The following is a 16,128-nucleotide window of genomic DNA, read 5'->3' as shown; positions in this document are numbered from 1 at the left end:
CCCGCAGGGCCTGCGCCACCAGGAGTCACGGAGTACACGGAGTGCACGGACGCCTGCCCCACACGACCCCCACCACCGGAAGCCACGGGGCACGGAGGCATCGGCCCCGCACGATCGACGCCACCGGTGGTCACGGAGTACGCGCATGACTGCCCCGCACGACCCACACCCCCGAGGCACCCGGGATACGCGGCCATCAGCCCCGCGACGCCCGCGTGCCCGGGAGACCCGCGTCCAGCGGCACCGCCCGCGCCGCGCGGAGCGGCTCGCCCCGTACCGCCCCCGCGGACGGGGTCGGCCACGGTGCCCGCGCCCGGGGTTCGGCGCCCGCCCGCGGACCCCTCGGTCCCGTCCGCGCCTACCGCGGACCCCCCGGTCCCGTCCGGGCCCGCCGCGGACCTCACGGCCGCCTCCACATCCGTCCGCCCCGGTCGCATCAGCCCTTCACCGCCCCCGCGCTGAATCCGGTGATCAGCCACTTCTGGATGAAGGCGAACACGATCACCACGGGTACCGCGGCGATGATGCCGCCCGCGGCGAGCGCGCCGAGGTCGACGCTGTCCGCGCTCATCAGGGTGTTGAGACCGACCGGGATGGTCTGCTTGTCCTGGTTGTTGAGGAACATCAGGGCGAACAGGAAGTGGTTCCAGGAGTGCACGAAGGCGAAGGAGCCGACGGCGATCAACCCGGGCCGCAGCAGCGGGAGGACGACGATGCGGAACGCGGTGAAGCGGTTGCATCCGTCGACCCAGGCGGCCTCCTCCAGGGAGTACGGCACGTTCTTGATGAAGTTGCTGATCAGGATGATCGACAGCGGCAGCTGGAAGACCGTCTCGGCGAGGATGACACTGCCGAGGGAGTTGATCATCTGGAGGTTGGCGAAGATCTCGAACAGCGGCACCAGCAGCAGCGCCCCCGGTACGAACTGGGAGCACAGCAGGGCCAGCATGAAGCCCTTCTTGATCCTGAAGTCGAAGCGGGCGAGGGCGTATCCGCCGGCCAGCGCGACGAGTGTCGTCATGACCAGCGTGGCGACCCCGACCAGCACGCTGTTCTGGAAGTACGTCCCGAAGCTCCGCTCGTTCCACACCTTCTCGAAGTGGTCGGAGGTGACCGGCCAGGGCACCAGCGAGGTGGAGCCGGCCGGGCGGAGCGCGAAGAGCAGGATCCAGTAGAAGGGGATGAGGGTGAAGAGGAGGTAGACGCCGAGCGGGAGGTAGATCTGCCAGCGCGGGGCCTCGTCCCAGGCACGGTTGCGGGTCCTCACGGGGCGGGGCGGCTGCGAGGGCCTGCGGGCCGCGGGCACGGCGGGGGCGGCTTCCTTGATGCTCACTTGCTCTCGCCTCCGAACTTGCTCAGGCGCAGATAGACCATCGAGCAGAAGAGAAGGATCACGAACGCCACCGTCGTCAGGGCCGACGCGTAGCCGAAGTCATGGGCGTCGACGCTGGTGTTGGCGATGTAGAGGGGCAGGGTCGTCGTCTCCCCGGCCGGGCCGCCGCCCGTGAGCGTGTAGAGCAGGTCGACGTTGTTGAACTCCCACACCGCGCGCAGCAGCGTGGACAGGATGATCGCGTCCTTGAGGTGCGGCAGCGTGATGTGCCAGAACTGCTTGATGCGGCTGGCCCCGTCGACCTCGGCGGCCTCGTAGAGGTCCTTGGAGACGGACTGGAGGTCGGCGAGGATGAGGATCGCGAAGAAGGGCACCCCGCGCCACAGATCGGCGACGATCGCCGCCGGGAAGACGGTGGAGGTGTCCGAGAGCCAGCTGGTGCCGTACGAGCCGATGCCCATGTCGGCGAGGTAACGGGTCAGGCCCGTCTGGGAGTTGAAGAGCAGCACCCAGATCGCGGAGGTCAGCACCCCGGACACGGCCCAGGGCGAGAAGACCATGGCCCGGCCGAGCCCGCGCCCGACGAAGGTCTGGTTGACGATCAGCGCGAGCGCGAGTCCGAACAGCAGCTGGAGCCCGACCTCGACGAAGACCCACTTGGCGCTGAAGGTCAGCGTGTCCCAGAACTGGGGGTCCTTGGTGAAGATCTCGACGAAGTTGTCGAAGCCCGCGAACCCGTTCCGCCAGGGCTTGGTGGGGTTGTACTCCTGGAGGCTGTAGTAGAAGACGCTGATCACCGGGTAGGCGATGAAGCCCAGCATGAGCAGGGCGGCCGGTGCGATCAGCAGGTACGGGAGCCTGCGCGGGGTGGCGGAGGCACGGCGTCGCCGGTGTGGCGCGGGCGGTTTCGCCACGGCTGCGGCTTGGGCCATGACACTTCTCCGATCTGGTACGGCGTGCGTACGGCCTGCGTACGGCGTGCTTCTTGCTTGGGGTTAAGCGCTTTCTCCATGTGCAGGGCTGTGCGAAGTGCGGTGCTGAGCGAGGTGCGAGGTGGTGCGAGGCGCAGATGCGGTGCGAGGTGCGGCGTGCGGTGCTGTGCGGCGTGCGGGGGCGAACCGGTGACCGGGTTCAGCCGGCGTACGGGTCGGCGACCTTGCCGGGGCGTGCGAGGAACTCGAAGTCGCAGCCGGTGTCGGCCTGCGTGATCTGCTCGTTGTAGAGCGCGCCGTAGCCGCGCTCGTCGCGCACGGGCGGCGGCGTCCACCGCTCCCTGCGCCGCTCCAGCTCCTCGTCGTCCACGTGGAGATGGAGGCTGCGGCCCTCGACGTCCAGGGTGATCAGATCCCCGGAGCGGACCAGGGCGAGCGGCCCGCCGACGTACGACTCGGGCGCCACGTGCAGCGCGCAGGCGCCGTAACTCGTGCCGCTCATCCGGGCGTCGGAGATCCGGACCATGTCCCGCACCCCCTGCTTGAGCAGATGGCCGGGGATGGGCAGCATGCCGTACTCGGGCATGCCGGGACCGCCCTTGGGTCCGGAGTTGCGCAGCACCAGCACACTGTCGGCGGTGATGCCCAACCCGGGGTCGTCGATGGTGCGTTGCATGGTCTTGTAGTCGTCGAAGACGACCGCGGGACCGGTGTGCTTGAGCAGATGCCGCTCGGCGGCGATGTGCTTGATGACCGCGCCGTCCGGGCAGAGGTTGCCGCGCAGCACGGCCACCCCTCCCTCGCTCGCGACCGGGTTCTCCCGGGTGCGGATGACGTCGTCGTCGTGCACGACGGCGTCCGCGAGCTGCTCGCCCAGGGTGCCGTTGACGGTCGGCCGGTCCAGGTGGAGCAGATCGGTGATCCGGGAGAGGAAGGCGGGCAGTCCGCCGGCGAAGTGGAAGTCCTCCATGAGGTACGTCTGTCCGCCGGGCCGTACGTTCGCCAGCACCGGCACGGTCCGTGCGATGCGGTCGAAGTCGTCGAGGGTGAGCGGGACCCCGCTGCGGCCCGCCATCGCGATGAGGTGGATGACCGCGTTGGTGGAGCCGCCGAGCCCGAGCACCGTGGTCACGGCGTCCTCGAAGGCCTCGGGGGTGAGGATCTCGGAGGGCCGCAGCGCGGTCCAGGCCAGTTCGACGGCGCGGCGCCCGGAGGCGGCGGCCATGCGCTCGTGCCCGGAGTCGACGGCGGGGATCGAGGAGGCGCCCGGCAGGGTCATCCCGAGGGCCTCGGCGGCGGCGGTCATCGTGGACGCGGTGCCCATGGTCATGCAGTGACCGGGAGAGCGGGCCAACCCTCCCTGGAGTTCGCGGAGTTCGCAGTCGGTGAGGTTGCCCGCCCGGTGCTCGTCCCAGTACTTCCACATGTCGGTTCCGGAGCCGAGGGTCTCCCCGCGCCAGTGTCCGGGCAGCATCGGCCCGGCGGGCACGAAGAGCGAGGGGACGTCGGCCGAGGCGGCGCCCATGAGCAGCGCGGGCGTCGACTTGTCGCAGCCGCCGAGCAGCACCGCCGCGTCGATCGGGTACGACCGCAGCAGTTCCTCCGTCTCCATCGCGAGGAGGTTGCGGTAGAGCATGGGGGTCGGCTTCTGGTAGGTCTCCGAGAGGGTGGAGACCGGGAATTCGAGCGGGAAGCCACCGGCCTGCCACACGCCCCGCTTGACGGCCTGGGCGCGTTCGCGCAGATGGACGTGGCAGGGGTTGATGTCGGACCAGGTGTTGAGGACGGCGACGACGGGGCGTCCGCGGTACTCGTCGGCCTCGTAACCCAGCTGCCGCATCCGGGCGTTGTGCGACCAGGTGCGCAACTGGCCCTCGGTGCCGTACCACTGGTGGCTGCGGAGCTCCTCGGGGCTCAGCCGGCGGCGCTGCCCGCCGTCACCCGTGCCGGCCCTCCCACGGCTGTCGCTCATATCGACCACCCCGCGGCTATCGCGGCGACCTCCGCGCGTTCTTCCTGGGGCAGCGGCTTGCTGGGCGGGCGGACGTCGCGGCGGCACAGGCCGAGGGAGGAGAGGGCCTCCTTGACGACGGTGACGTTGTTGGCGGAGCCGTTGGCGGCCCGGAGCTCCTCGAAGCGGCGGATCTGCTCCCAGACCTTCATCGCGGTCGGGTAGTCCCCGGATCGAAGCGCTTCGATCATGTGCAGCGAGACGGACGGGGCGACGTTCACGAGCCCCGAGGTGAAGCCGGTGGCGCCCGCCGAGAAGTACGAGGGCGCGTACGGCTCGGCGAGCCCCGCGACCCACACGAACCGTTCCAGGCCCGCGTCCCGGGCGAACGCGGCGAAGCGCGCGGCGTCCGGGACGGCGTACTTCACGCCGATGACGTTCGGGCAGGCGTCGGCGAGTTCGGCCAGCCGGTGGCCGCTGAGCTGCGCGTTGCGCAGGTAGGGCACGACGCCCAGCTCGGGCACCGCCTCGGCGATCGCGCGGTGGTAGTCGACCCAGCCGCCCTGCGAGACATAGGGGTGGACGGGCTGGTGGACCATCACCATCTCGGCGCCCAGCTCGCGGGCGTGCCGGGCGGAGGCGACGGCGGTGGGCACGTCGTGCCCGACGCCGACGAGGATCACCGCCCGGTCGCCGGCCTCGTCGAGGGTGGACTCGGTGACGAGGGTGCGCTCCTCGGGGGTGAGGGCGTAGAACTCGCCGGTGTTGCCGTTGGGGGTGAGGGTGGTGATCCCGCCGTCGAGCAGCCGGCGCAGCAGGGCCCGGTGGGTGTCCTGGTCGACGGTGCCGTCCTCGGCGAAGGGGGTCACCGGGATCGCCACCACGTCGGCCAGGGCCGCCCGCTGGGTCTCGAAGCTCTCGCTGCTCATTCCTGACCTTCCTGGACCCCGGCGCCGGGGAACGCTCGTTCGACGAAGGACGCGATGTGGGCGTGCAGGGCACGGCCCGCGCCGTCCGCGTCGCCGTCCAGGGCGAGTCGCAGGATCTCCCGGTGCTCGCCGGCCTCCCGTTCCCAGGAGGGCTGGCTGGCCCAGGCGACGGCGGAGACCAGGGCCGCCTGGTCGCGGACCTCGTCGAGCATCCGGCCGAGCAGCGGGTTGCCGCAGGGGAGGTACAGAGCGCGGTGGAACTCCCGGTTGGCGAGGGAGCGTTCGGCGGTGTCGGTCGCGGCGTCCGCCCGGGTGAGGGCCTCGCGGGCGGCGTCCAGGGAGGCCCCGAGGCGCACGGCCCGCTTCAGCGCCTCCGGTTCCAGGAGCAGTCGCACGTCGTAGACCTCGCGCGCCATGTCCGCGTCCACCATGCGCACCGTGACGCCCTTGTACTGGCTCATCACGACGAGTCCGGTCCCGGCCAGGGTCTTCAGCGCCTCCCGCACCGGGGTCTTGGACACCCCGAACTGCGCGGCGAGTTCGGTCTCGACCAGGGCCTGACCGGGCGTCAGCTGTCCGGTGAGGATGCGGCGTTTGATCTCTTCCAGCACGTACTGCGTGCGGGAGGGGATCGGCGTGGGCACAGAGGTCATGCGCGCCTCTCGGATCTCGCGTATCGGATCTCGCGTATCGCGTCTCATATATGACGTACGAAGTACGACGCGATGAAACTAGGAGGGGGCCGTTGTTTCGTCAATGCTTCTGACAGACGAAGTTCACAAGACATGGGTGCCGCGCCGACGCGCGACACCCATGGATCGGGCCGGACGGAGCCCTACGGTTTCGGCGTCCAGCCGGGATCGCGGCCGCTCAGCGCCACCGCCCGGTCCAGCAGCGACGCGTCCGCGGGCACGGGGAGGACCGGGCCGAAGACGCCGCCGCGCCCGGACTCGTCCGCGGCGGCGCGCAGGAAGTCGTACGTGGCCCGCAGCGCGGCCGGGTCGGGCTCGTAGACCTGGCCGGTGGCACGGGCCAGGTCCCAGGCGTGGATGACGAGTTCGTCGGCGGCGACGGCACCGCCGACCGCGCCGGGCAGGTCCACTCCCCCGGCGCGGGTCGTCCCGGTCCAGGCGGCGGGGTCGCGCCAGGCCTCGGCGAGCTCGCCGAGGACCGCGGGCAGGGCCTCGCGCCAGCCCGGGCCGAGGTCCGGGACGGCGGAGTCGGGGGCGGTGTCGGTCGTGGCGCCGAGGTTCTTGCGCGCGGCGTCGCGGAAGGCCACCGACAGGTGGAGCAGGTGCCCCAGCAGGTGGCGCACCGCGTACTCGGGGCACGGCGTCGGGTCCGCGAGCCGCTCGTCGCTCACGGCGGCGGCCAGCCGGGCCACGATCCGTGTCTGGGGGCCGAGATCGAGCGTCGTCGGGCCGGTCATGGGCTGCTCCTCAGGGTCGCCGGGTCCTGGTCCGCGGGGTCGCGCACCAGGACCTGTTCCGCAAGGGTGGACCGCCCGACGGCCCGGAACTCATCGCCCCGCCCCGTGTCCCTACCCGATCGCCCCCAGCGCCTCCCGGACCGTCGCGAGGTCCTCGTCCGAGGCCAGCCCCGCGTGGTAGAGCCGCAGCTCCGTCGCCCCCAGCTCGCGCGCGCGGGCCGCGTCGGCGGCGAGGGTGGCGGGGCTGCCGCCCATGCCGGAGACGACGGTGAAGTTGGCGGCGAGGACCGTGCCGTCCGTGGCATGGTCCGCGAAAGGGGTCAGGAGGCCGGGGCCGCCCGCGCAGGGGACGACCACGCCGTCCGCGACGGTCAGGATGTGCGCCGGGTCCACGCCGGGGTTGGCGCCGACGTGGTACGTCACCGGGTCGGCGTGCAGGAGGACGCGGAAGCCGTCGGGCGCCGCGGCGCGTACGGCGGCGACGGCGTCCTCCTGGAGGGTGCGGGCGGTGGTGTCGCGCCACGCGCGCGTGGCGGCGGCGGTGGTCTCACCGAGCAGCTTCTCGACGCCGGGCCAGCCCTCGTCGTCGGCGGCGCCCCGCCACAGCGGTTCCAGCGCGCCGCGCACGGCTGCCGCCAACGCGTCGGCGTCCAGGCCCTGTTCGCCGTAGCCCTGCTTGCAGACGGGGCAGAAGCAGAGCGACATCAGGTACTGGCCGGCGTCGCCGAGGGCGACGCCGGCGGTCTTGTCGTGGGCGTGCAGATGCTGGAGGCCGTACCAGCCGAGCGACTCCAGTTCGGTGCCGAGCGCGCCGGGCCGTACCGCCGCCTCGGCGGCGAGGTCGACCAGGTACGCGCGGGTGGCGGGCTGGGCGAGGCAGGGGGCCCACGGGTAGCGGTCGCCGTAGGCGTTGACGACGGAGGTGCCCGGATGCTCGGCGCCCAGACGGGAGTTGTGCGCGAGGACGACCCAGGTGTGCACCTCGAGGCCCGCCACGGCGAGCGCGGACGCGGCCTCGCCGAACGCGTCGCCCGGCGCCCAGTCCCCGGCCGCGTAGGGGCGCAGCTCACGCCCGCTCCACCGGTCGCCGGTGGGGTACAGCACGGCCGCGTGCTCGGCGGTGACGATGCGGTGGCGCGGATGCCGGGGCGTCAGCGCGCGGGTGGAGTGGTACGCGGAGGCCAGGGTGGCCTGCCGTACGCCGAGCGCGGCGACGCGTCCGGCGGCCTCCGGGTCCCCGTTGACGTCCCAGGGGTAGACGAATGCCGATGCCCTCACGTGCCCTCCACCATCGTCCGGTCCTCCTCCAGCAGCGCGTACCCGCGTTCGATCACCTGCGCGAGCTGCTTGACATGATCCTCGGTCGGCTCGTGCAGCGGGGACCGCACCTGGCCGACGTCCAGTCCGCGCAGCCGTACGCCCGCCTTGACGAGCGCGACGGCGTATCCCCGTCCCTGGGCGCGGAGTTCGACGAAGGGCCGGTAGAACCCGTCGAGCAGCCGCCGTACCGTCGTGGTGTCCCCGGTCTCCAGGGCGCGGTGGAAGGCGAGGGCGATCTCCGGGGCGAAGCAGAACACGGCGGAGGAGTACAGGGGCACCCCGATGGCCCGGTAGGCGACCTGGGTCTGCTCGGCGGTGGGCAGTCCGTTGAAGTAGAGGAAGTCGCCGGGCACTTCGGTGCGCACGGCGCTGACGATCCGCTGCATGAGATCGAGGTCGCCGAGACCGTCCTTGAGACCGACGATCCCCTCGGTGCGGGCGAGTTCGACGGCCGTCGCCGGGGTGAACACGGCGTTGTCGCGCTGGTAGACGATGACGGGCAGGTCGGTGGCGCGCGCGAGGTCGCGGTAGTGCCGCAGCAGCCCCTCCTGCCCGGCGAGCACGAGGTAGGGCGGCAGGGCGAGCAGCCCGTCGGCGCCGGCCTCGGCGGCGATCCGCGCGTACCGGACGGCGAGCGCGGTGCCGTAGCCGGCGCCGGCCACGACCGGGACCCGGCCCGCCGTCTCCTCCACGGCCGCCCGCACGCACTCCTGGAACTCCTCCGGCGTCAGCGCGTGGAACTCGCCCGTGCCGCAGCAGGCGAAGACGGCGGCGGCCCCGGCCTCCACCCCGCGGCGCACATGCGCGCGGTAGACGTCGAGGTCGACGGCGCCGTCCTCGTCGCAGGCGGTGACGGGGAAGAACAGCGGCCCGCTGGGGATGCCGAGTCGAGCGGCGAGGTCGGCAGGCGTCACAAGCTCTCCCTAGAACGACACATGTGCAGGTTTCTGATCGGAGTTTATGTTTATGAACAACAGCTCCGCCACCCTTGACGCCCGAAGCCGTTGATCCTTACGTTGTCCACGAATGTGAATGCCACCCAGAGGAGATCCGAGGATGCCAGCGCCCGGCACAGCGCCCCGCACCGTTCTGCTCACCGGCGCCGCCGGCGGACTGGGCACCCTCATGCGGGACCTGCTCCCCGCCTACGGCTACGAGCTGCGGCTGCTCGACCTCCACCCCGTCGAGGGCGCGCCGGACGCGATCGTCGCCGACCTCGCCGACCGGGACGCCCTGCGGGAGGCCGTACGGGGCGTCGACGCGATCATCCACCTCGCGGGCATCTCCCTGGAAGCCTCCTTCGACAAGATCCTCCGGGCGAACATCGAGGGCACGTACAACCTGTACGAGGCGGCGCGCGAGGAGGGCGTCCCGCGGATCGTCTTCGCCTCCTCCAACCACGCGGTCGGCTTCACCCCGCGCCCCCAGGGCGACGACCCGCTGATCCCGGTCGAGACCCCGCGCCGCCCGGACACCTTCTACGGCCTGTCCAAGTCCTTCGGCGAGGATCTCGCCCAGCTCTACTGGGACAAGCACGGCCTGGAGACGGTCTCGGTCCGGATCGGCTCCTGCTTCGCCGAGCCGACCAGCGTGCGCATGCTGTCGGTGTGGATGAGCCCCGCCGACGGCGCCCGCCTCTTCCACGCGGCGCTCACCGCCGAGGACGTCCGGCACACCGTCGTCTACGGCTCCTCCGCCAACACCCGTCTGTGGTGGGACCTCTCCTCCGCCCGCGGCCTCGGCTACGACCCCCAGGACGACTCCGAGCCGTACGCCGAGAAGCTCATCGCCGAACAGGGCGAACTGGACCCGGCGAACGAGGCCCACGCCCACCTCGGCGGCCACTTCGTCAACGACCCGCCGATCTGGCCGTACTGACGACAGCCGGTCACCGGACCGCGGACGGGCACCGAACGGGCACGTCCGCGGCATGATCCGGGCAGGGGCGGGGGAACCGGAACCGCCGCTCCGACGGCCGCCCGGGAGCACGGACACCCGCGCCACCAGCGACGACGCCCCCGGCGCCGGCGCCACGAGGGCACCCCGGACGCCCGCCCGCCGTCCGCCCGAACGGGCGCACCCGGTCACTATCACCCCTGTAACAGACCTGGTCACCGCCACCCGCCGGTTGTAGAACTTCCTCCATGAGGCCCGAACGGGCGCCATGACAGGGAAGGCGGGTGACCCATGACCGGAACCGCGGAGGAACGCCAGCGGGAGATCGTCCGAGCCGCCCGCACCACCGGCTCCGTGGACGTCAACGACCTCGCCACCCGGCTCGGCGTGGCCAAGGAGACGGTGCGCCGGGACCTGCGCGCCCTGGAGGACCACGGCCTGGTCCGCCGCACCCACGGCGGCGCCTACCCCGTGGAGAGCGCCGGCTTCGAGACGACGCTCGCCTTCCGCGCCACCAGCCACGTGCCCGAGAAGCGGCGCATCGCCTCCGCGGCGGCGGAGCTGCTCGGGGACGCCGAGAGCGTCTTCGTCGACGAGGGCTTCACCCCGCAGCTCATCGCCGAGGCCCTGCCCCGGGACCGGCCGCTGACGGTGGTCACCGCGTCCCTGCCCGTGGCCGGCGCGCTCGCCGAGGCGGAGAACACCTCCGTCCTGCTCCTCGGCGGCCGGGTCCGCCCCGGCACCCTGGCCACCGTGGACCACTGGACGACGAAGATGCTGGCCGGGTTCGTCGTCGACCTCGCCTTCATCGGCGCCAACGGCATCTCCCGCGAACACGGCCTCACCACCCCCGACCCGGCCGTCAGCGAGGTCAAGGCGCAGGCCATCCGGGCCGCGCGCCGCACCGTGTTCGCGGGCGTCCACACCAAGTTCGGGGCGGTCAGCTTCTGCCGGTTCGCCGAGGTCGCCGCGCTGGAGGCGATCGTCACGAGCACGCTGCTGCCGTCGGCGGAGGCGCACCGCTACTCCCTGCTCGGGCCGCAGATCATCCGGGTCTGAGCAGCCACCCCACCCCCTCCGGGGCGCACCCATGCCCGGACGCGCCCCTTATCCCCCCATATGTTCAGGAGCGATCCATGCGAACCCCGAGCCGACGGCGGCCTCCGCGAGCCATGCTCGCCCTGGCCGCCGCAGGGACGCTGCTCGCCCCGCTGCTCTCCGGCTGCTGGGCCGGAGCCGGCGGGGCCGGATCGGGCGGCGACTCCCTCAACGTCCTGATGGTCAACAACCCGCAGATGACCGAACTCCAGAAGCTCGCCCCCCGCTTCACCGAAGAGACCGGCATCGAGGTCAACTTCACCGTCCTGCCGGAGAACGACGTCCGCGACAAGATCAGCCAGGACTTCGCCAACCAGGCCGGCCAGTACGACGTGGCCACCCTGTCCAACTACGAGATACCCATCTACGCCCGCAACGGCTGGCTGAAGGCCATGGACCCCTACGTGGCGAAGGACCCGGCCTATGACGAGCAGGACGTCCTCGGCCCCATGCGGGAGTCGCTGACCGGCGACGACGGCAAGCTCTACGGCCAGCCCTTCTACGGCGAGTCGTCCTTCCTGATGTACCGCAAGGACGTGTTCGAGGCGAAGGGCCTGACCATGCCCGCGCACCCCACCTGGCAGCAGGTCGCCGGCCTCGCCGCCGAGGCGGACGGCGCCGAACCCGGCATGAAGGGCATCTGCCTGCGCGGACTGCCCGGCTGGGGCGAGGTGATGGCACCGCTGACGACGGTCGTCAACACCTTCGGCGGCACCTGGTTCGACCAGGACTGGACGGCCCGGCTCGACTCCCCCGAGTGGAGGAAGGCGACGGAGTTCTACGTCGGCCTGGTCCGCGACCACGGCGAGTCGGGCGCCGCCCAGTCCGGCTTCGCCGAGTGCCTCAACAACATGACCCAGGGCAAGGTCGCCATGTGGTACGACGCGACCAGCGCCGCCGGTTCCCTGGAGGCGAGCGGCTCCCCCGTCAAGGGAAAGATCGGCTACGCGCCCGCCCCCGTCGAGGAGACCGAGTCCTCCGGCTGGCTCTACACCTGGGCCTGGGGCATCCAGAACGCCTCCCGCAACCCGGACAAGGCCTGGCAGTTCGTGTCCTGGGCGTCCGGCAAGCGGTACGAGCGGCTCGTCGGCGAGGAGTTCGGCTGGTCCAACGTCCCGGCCGGCAAACGCGCGTCGACGTACACCGACCCGGACTACGTCCAAGAGGCCGCCGCCTTCCAGGAGATGACCAAGGAGGCCATCGAGGGCGCGCGTCCCACCGACCCGGGGGTGCAGCCGCGCCCCGCGCCCGGCATCCAGTTCGTCGGCATCCCCGAGTTCACCGACCTCGGCACGAAGGTCTCCCAGGAGATCAGCGCGGCCATCGCCGGACGCCAGTCCGTCGACTCCGCCCTGCGCAAGTCCCAGGAACTCGCCGAGAAGATCTCCGAGGAGTACGAGGGACGATGACCGCGACGACAACGGCCCCCACGGCCGCCTCATCCCCGCGCACCGCCCGTCCGCCCTCGGCCCGGCTGCGCGCCTGGGCGACCCGCGCCCCGCTGCTGCCCGCCCTGGTCTTCATGATCCTGGTCACCCAACTGCCGTTCGTGGCGACCCTGGTGATCTCCTTCTTCGACTGGAACGCGCTCTACCCCAAGGCCCGCCGCTTCACCGGCCTCGCCAACTACGAGGAGGTCCTCACCGACGCGGACCTGCGCCACTCGGTGTGGACGACGATCCTGCTGACGGCGACGGTCGTCCTGGTCAGCATCGTGCTCGGCCTGGTGCTCGCCCTGCTCCTGGACCGGCGGTTCAAGGGCCGGGGAATCGTCCGCACCCTGCTGATCGCCCCCTTCCTGGTGGTGCCGGTGGCGGCGGCCCTGCTGTGGAAGCACGTCCTGTACAACCCCGAATACGGCCTGCTGAACGGCCTGTTGCACTACGTGGGCGGACCGCAGCCGGACTGGATCTCCAGCACGCCGCTGCTCGCCGTGGAGGCGTCACTGGTATGGCAGTGGACGCCGTTCATGATGCTGATCCTGCTGGCGGGCCTGCAGAGCAGGGACCCGCAGCAGATCGAGGCGGCGAAGGTCGACGGCGCGAGCGACTGGCAGGTCTTCCGCCATCTCACCCTCCCCCACCTGCGCCGCTATCTCGAACTGGGCGCGCTCCTCGGGTCGATCTACATCGTCCAGAACTTCGACGCGGTCTTCACGATCACGTCCGGCGGGCTGGGCACCGCGAACCTGCCCTACACCGTCTACCAGAGCTTCTACCAGGCCCATGAGAACGGCCTGGCCTCGGCGGCGGGCGTCCTCGTCGTCATCGGCTCGATCGTCATCGCGACCTTCGCCCTGCGCGTCGTGTCGTCCCTGTTCCGTGAGGAGGTGGGCCGGTCATGAGCGAGGCGACCGCACGGCGCGGGAAGCGCAAGGGACTTGGCCTCGGCGTGGTGGCCTGGCTGCTGGGCCTCGTGTTCTTCCTGCCCATCGCCTGGATGGCGCTGACGTCGTTCCACTCGGAGACCGACGCCGCGACCAACCCGCCGTCCTTCGGGGCCGCGCTGACCCTGGACGGCTACCGCGAGTTCTTCGGCACGGGCGGCGGCGCGAGCCCCTGGCCGGCGCTGGTCAACTCGACGGTGGCGTCGCTGGCCTCGACGCTGCTGGTGCTGCTGCTGGCCCTCCCGGCGGCGTACGCGCTGTCGGTCAACCGGGTCCGCAAGTGGACGGACGTCCTGTTCTTCTTCCTGTCGACGAAGATGCTCCCGGTGGTCGCGGGCCTGCTGCCGATCTACCTGTTCGCCAAGAACACCGGTCTGCTCGACAACATCTGGCTGCTGGTCCTGCTCTACACCTCGATGAACCTGCCGATCGCCGTCTGGATGATGCAGTCGTTCCTCGCGGAGGTCCCGGTGGCGATCATCGAGGCGGCCCGGGTGGACGGGGCCCGGCTGCCGACGATCCTGGCGCGGGTGGTGGCCCCCATCGCCCTGCCCGGCATCGCGGCGACCTCCCTGATCTGCTTCATCTTCAGCTGGAACGAGCTGCTGTTCGCCCGGGTCCTCACCGGCGTGGTCGCCGAGACCGCCCCCGTGTTCCTGACCGGCTTCATCACCAGCCAGGGCCTGTTCCTGGCGAAGGTGTGCGCCGCGTCGCTCGTGATCTCCCTGCCGGTGCTCGCCGCGGGGTTCGCCGCCCAGGACAAACTGGTCCAGGGCCTGTCGTTGGGAGCAGTGAAATGAAGGCCGCCGTCATCGAGTCCGTGGGCAAGGCCGTCGTCACCGAGGTCCCCGACCCGACACCAGGGCCGAGGGACGTCGTCGTGGAGGTCGCCGCCTGCGGACTGTGCGGCACCGATCTGCACATCCTCCAGGGCGAGTTCGCGCCGAAGCTGCCCATCGTGCCGGGCCACGAGTTCGCTGGCGAGGTCGTCGGCGTCGGCACCCGGGTCACCGAACTCGCGGTGGGCGACCGGGTGGCCGTCGACCCGTCGCTGTACTGCCACGAGTGCCGCTACTGCCGTACCGGCCACAACAACCTCTGCGAACGCTGGGCCGCGATCGGGGTGACCACGGCGGGCGGCGCGGCACGGTACGCGGTCGCGCCGGTGGCGAACTGCGTGAAGCTGCCCGAGCATGTCCGCACCCAGGACGCCGCGTTGGTGGAACCCCTGTCCTGCGCGGTGCGCGGCTACGACGTCCTCAACTCCCGCCTCGGCGCCCACGTCCTCGTCTACGGCTCCGGCACGATGGGCCTGATGATGCTCGAACTCGCCAAGCGGACCGGCGCGGCGAGCGTCGACGTCGTGGACGTGAACCCGGCCCGGCTGGAGACCGCGCGCCGGCTCGGGGTGTCCGGATCCGCCGCGAACGCCGACGAGTTGGACCGCCCTCAGGGCTGGGACGTGGTCGTCGACGCCACCGGGAACGCCGCCGCCATCCAGGACGGCCTGGACCGGGTCGCGAAGGCCGGCACGTTCCTCCAGTTCGGGGTGGCCGACTACGCGACCCGTGTGACGATCGACCCGTACCGCGTCTACAACCAGGAGATCACCATCACGGGCTCCATGGCCGTCCTGCACAGCTTCGAGCGGGCGGCGGAACTGTTCGCGGGCGGGGTCCTGGACCCCGACGTGTTCATCTCCGACCGCATCCCGCTGGAGCGCTACCCCGAGGCGCTGGACCAGTTCGCGGCGGGCGTCGGCCGGAAGATCATCGTGGTCCCGTAGGGGGGAACGGTTCCGTGGCGCGGAGCGGTTCCGTGGCTCGGAGCGGTTCCGTGGCTCGGAGCGGTTCCGTGGCTCGGAGCGGTTCCGTGGCTCGGAGCGGGAGCGGTCCCGTGGCGCGGAAGCTGCGCCGGTAGGCGTCCGGCGGGACGCCCACCGTGCGGTGGAAGTGCCGGCGCAGCGTCGTGGCGGTCCCCATACCGGTGGCCGTCGCGACGCTGTCGACCGTGTCGTCCGTGGTCTCCAGCAACACCTGGGCACGCCGGATCCGCTGGGCCAGCAGCCACTGGAGCGGGGTCGTCCCGGTCACCGTCCGGAAGAGCCGCCCCAGATGCCGCGAGCTCATCCCCGCCCGGCGGGCCAGGTCCTGAACGGTCAGCGGCCGGTCCAGCCGCTCCAGCACCCATGGGAACAGCTCCGCGAGCGGATGGCCGCCCGGCTCGGGCACCGGCGCGGCCACGAACTGCGCCTGCCCGCCCTCCCGGTGCGGCGGTACGACGAGCCGGCGCGCGGCCGTGTTGGCGATCGACGCCCCGTGGTCGAGCCGTACGAGATGCAGGCACAGGTCCATCGCGGCGGCCTTCCCGGCGGAGGTGAGCACGCTGCCGTTGTCCACGTAGAGGACGTCCGGGTCGACACTCACCCCGGGAAAACGCTCGGCGAGCACCCCCGTGTGCGCCCAGTGCGTGGTCGCCCGCCGCCCGTCCAGCAGCCCCGCGGCGGCCAGCACGAACGCCCCCGTGCACAGCGACGCCACCCGCGCCCCCGCCCGGTGCGCGGCCCGCACGGCGTCGACGAGCGCGCCGGGCGGCTCCTGGTCCACGTCCGCCCACCCCGGGACGATCACCGTGTCGGCACGGGCCAGCCGCTCCAGGCCCGCCTCCGGCTCCAGCCGGAACCCGCCGAACCGCACGGGACCCGGCCCGCAGACGACCAGGTCGTACCAGGACGGCACGCCGTCCGGCCGGGAGCCGAACACCTCGTGGGCGACGGACAGTTCGAAGTGCAGCATGCCGTCGGTGACGGCCAGCGCGACAGTGGGCACGTCCGGAATTGTACGGGTGGTGTCGT

Annotated in this window: 15 protein-coding genes; 6 read left to right on the top strand and 9 right to left on the bottom strand. The window is 71.7% G+C overall.

Annotated elements, in window-relative coordinates; all coding sequences use genetic code 11:
* Positions 1 to 436 precede the first annotated feature (436 nt).
* The 8 genes from ACIPSE_RS19675 to ACIPSE_RS19640 all read right to left on the bottom strand — a co-directional run bounded on the left by ACIPSE_RS19675 (position 437) and on the right by ACIPSE_RS19640 (position 8,808).
* Positions 437 to 1,333 carry a carbohydrate ABC transporter permease gene (locus tag ACIPSE_RS19675; protein ID WP_401664311.1) on the bottom strand — a complete coding sequence of 299 codons (897 nt, stop codon included), beginning with the start codon at positions 1,331 to 1,333 and terminating at the stop codon, positions 437 to 439.
* Positions 1,330 to 2,265 carry a carbohydrate ABC transporter permease gene (locus tag ACIPSE_RS19670; RefSeq protein ID WP_401664310.1) on the bottom strand — a complete coding sequence of 312 codons (936 nt, stop codon included), beginning with the start codon at positions 2,263 to 2,265 and terminating at the stop codon, positions 1,330 to 1,332. Before ACIPSE_RS19670 ends, ACIPSE_RS19675 begins: the two co-directional genes overlap by 4 nt.
* 199 nt (positions 2,266 to 2,464) lie before the next feature.
* Positions 2,465 to 4,237 (bottom strand): L-arabinonate dehydratase, encoded by a 1,773-nt coding sequence (gene araD / locus ACIPSE_RS19665; protein ID WP_401664308.1) that lies wholly within the window; start codon positions 4,235 to 4,237, stop codon positions 2,465 to 2,467.
* Positions 4,234 to 5,145 carry a dihydrodipicolinate synthase family protein gene (locus ACIPSE_RS19660; protein ID WP_401664307.1) on the bottom strand — a complete coding sequence of 304 codons (912 nt, stop codon included), beginning with the start codon at positions 5,143 to 5,145 and terminating at the stop codon, positions 4,234 to 4,236. The genes araD and ACIPSE_RS19660 overlap by 4 nt, the downstream gene beginning before the upstream one ends.
* A complete protein-coding gene (locus tag ACIPSE_RS19655) occupies positions 5,142 to 5,798 on the bottom strand; it encodes a GntR family transcriptional regulator (RefSeq protein ID WP_401664305.1) in 657 nt (218 codons plus the stop codon). Before ACIPSE_RS19655 ends, ACIPSE_RS19660 begins: the two co-directional genes overlap by 4 nt.
* A 182-nt stretch (positions 5,799 to 5,980) precedes the next feature.
* Positions 5,981 to 6,574, bottom strand: coding sequence for a TIGR03086 family metal-binding protein (locus ACIPSE_RS19650; protein ID WP_401664304.1), 594 nt, complete (start codon positions 6,572 to 6,574; stop codon positions 5,981 to 5,983).
* Positions 6,575 to 6,685: 111 nt separating this feature from the next.
* Positions 6,686 to 7,852, bottom strand: coding sequence for a hypothetical protein (locus ACIPSE_RS19645; protein WP_401664302.1), 1,167 nt, complete (start codon positions 7,850 to 7,852; stop codon positions 6,686 to 6,688).
* The gene (locus ACIPSE_RS19640) at positions 7,849 to 8,808 is read right to left on the bottom strand and encodes a 5-dehydro-4-deoxyglucarate dehydratase (RefSeq protein WP_401664300.1); all 960 of its coding nucleotides are present in this window, start codon (positions 8,806 to 8,808) and stop codon (positions 7,849 to 7,851) included. The genes ACIPSE_RS19645 and ACIPSE_RS19640 overlap by 4 nt, the downstream gene beginning before the upstream one ends.
* A gap of 142 nt (positions 8,809 to 8,950) precedes the next feature.
* On the opposite strand from ACIPSE_RS19640, the gene ACIPSE_RS19635 reads away from it, so the two are divergent.
* From ACIPSE_RS19635 to ACIPSE_RS19610, 6 genes are all read left to right on the top strand, one after another.
* Positions 8,951 to 9,772: an NAD-dependent epimerase/dehydratase family protein gene (locus tag ACIPSE_RS19635; protein WP_401664299.1), complete on the top strand. Its 822-nt coding sequence runs from the start codon at positions 8,951 to 8,953 to the stop codon at positions 9,770 to 9,772.
* A 309-nt stretch (positions 9,773 to 10,081) separates the two neighbouring features.
* Positions 10,082 to 10,849, top strand: coding sequence for a DeoR/GlpR family DNA-binding transcription regulator (locus ACIPSE_RS19630; RefSeq protein WP_401664298.1), 768 nt, complete (start codon positions 10,082 to 10,084; stop codon positions 10,847 to 10,849).
* 77 nt (positions 10,850 to 10,926) lie between these two features.
* Entirely contained in the window at positions 10,927 to 12,297 is a 1,371-nt protein-coding gene (locus ACIPSE_RS19625) for an ABC transporter substrate-binding protein (RefSeq protein ID WP_401664297.1), read from the top strand.
* Positions 12,294 to 13,232: a carbohydrate ABC transporter permease gene (locus tag ACIPSE_RS19620; RefSeq protein WP_401664296.1), complete on the top strand. Its 939-nt coding sequence runs from the start codon at positions 12,294 to 12,296 to the stop codon at positions 13,230 to 13,232. Before ACIPSE_RS19625 ends, ACIPSE_RS19620 begins: the two co-directional genes overlap by 4 nt.
* Entirely contained in the window at positions 13,229 to 14,074 is an 846-nt protein-coding gene (locus ACIPSE_RS19615) for a carbohydrate ABC transporter permease (protein ID WP_401664294.1), read from the top strand. Before ACIPSE_RS19620 ends, ACIPSE_RS19615 begins: the two co-directional genes overlap by 4 nt.
* The gene (locus tag ACIPSE_RS19610; protein ID WP_401664293.1) at positions 14,071 to 15,060 is read left to right on the top strand and encodes a zinc-dependent alcohol dehydrogenase family protein; all 990 of its coding nucleotides are present in this window, start codon (positions 14,071 to 14,073) and stop codon (positions 15,058 to 15,060) included. The genes ACIPSE_RS19615 and ACIPSE_RS19610 overlap by 4 nt, the downstream gene beginning before the upstream one ends.
* Here ACIPSE_RS19610 and ACIPSE_RS19605 read toward each other — a convergent pair.
* Entirely contained in the window at positions 15,044 to 16,102 is a 1,059-nt protein-coding gene (locus tag ACIPSE_RS19605; protein ID WP_401664292.1) for a helix-turn-helix domain-containing protein, read from the bottom strand. The two genes, ACIPSE_RS19610 and ACIPSE_RS19605, sit on opposite strands and share 17 nt — an antisense overlap.
* Positions 16,103 to 16,128: the final 26 nt, after the last annotated feature.

The organism is Streptomyces sp. NPDC090106 (assembly GCF_044747265.1).
In the GTDB taxonomy this organism is placed as follows: domain Bacteria; phylum Actinomycetota; class Actinomycetes; order Streptomycetales; family Streptomycetaceae; genus Streptomyces.
Note: the sequence above shows the minus strand (reverse complement) of the source record. Positions and strands in the feature narration are given on the sequence as shown.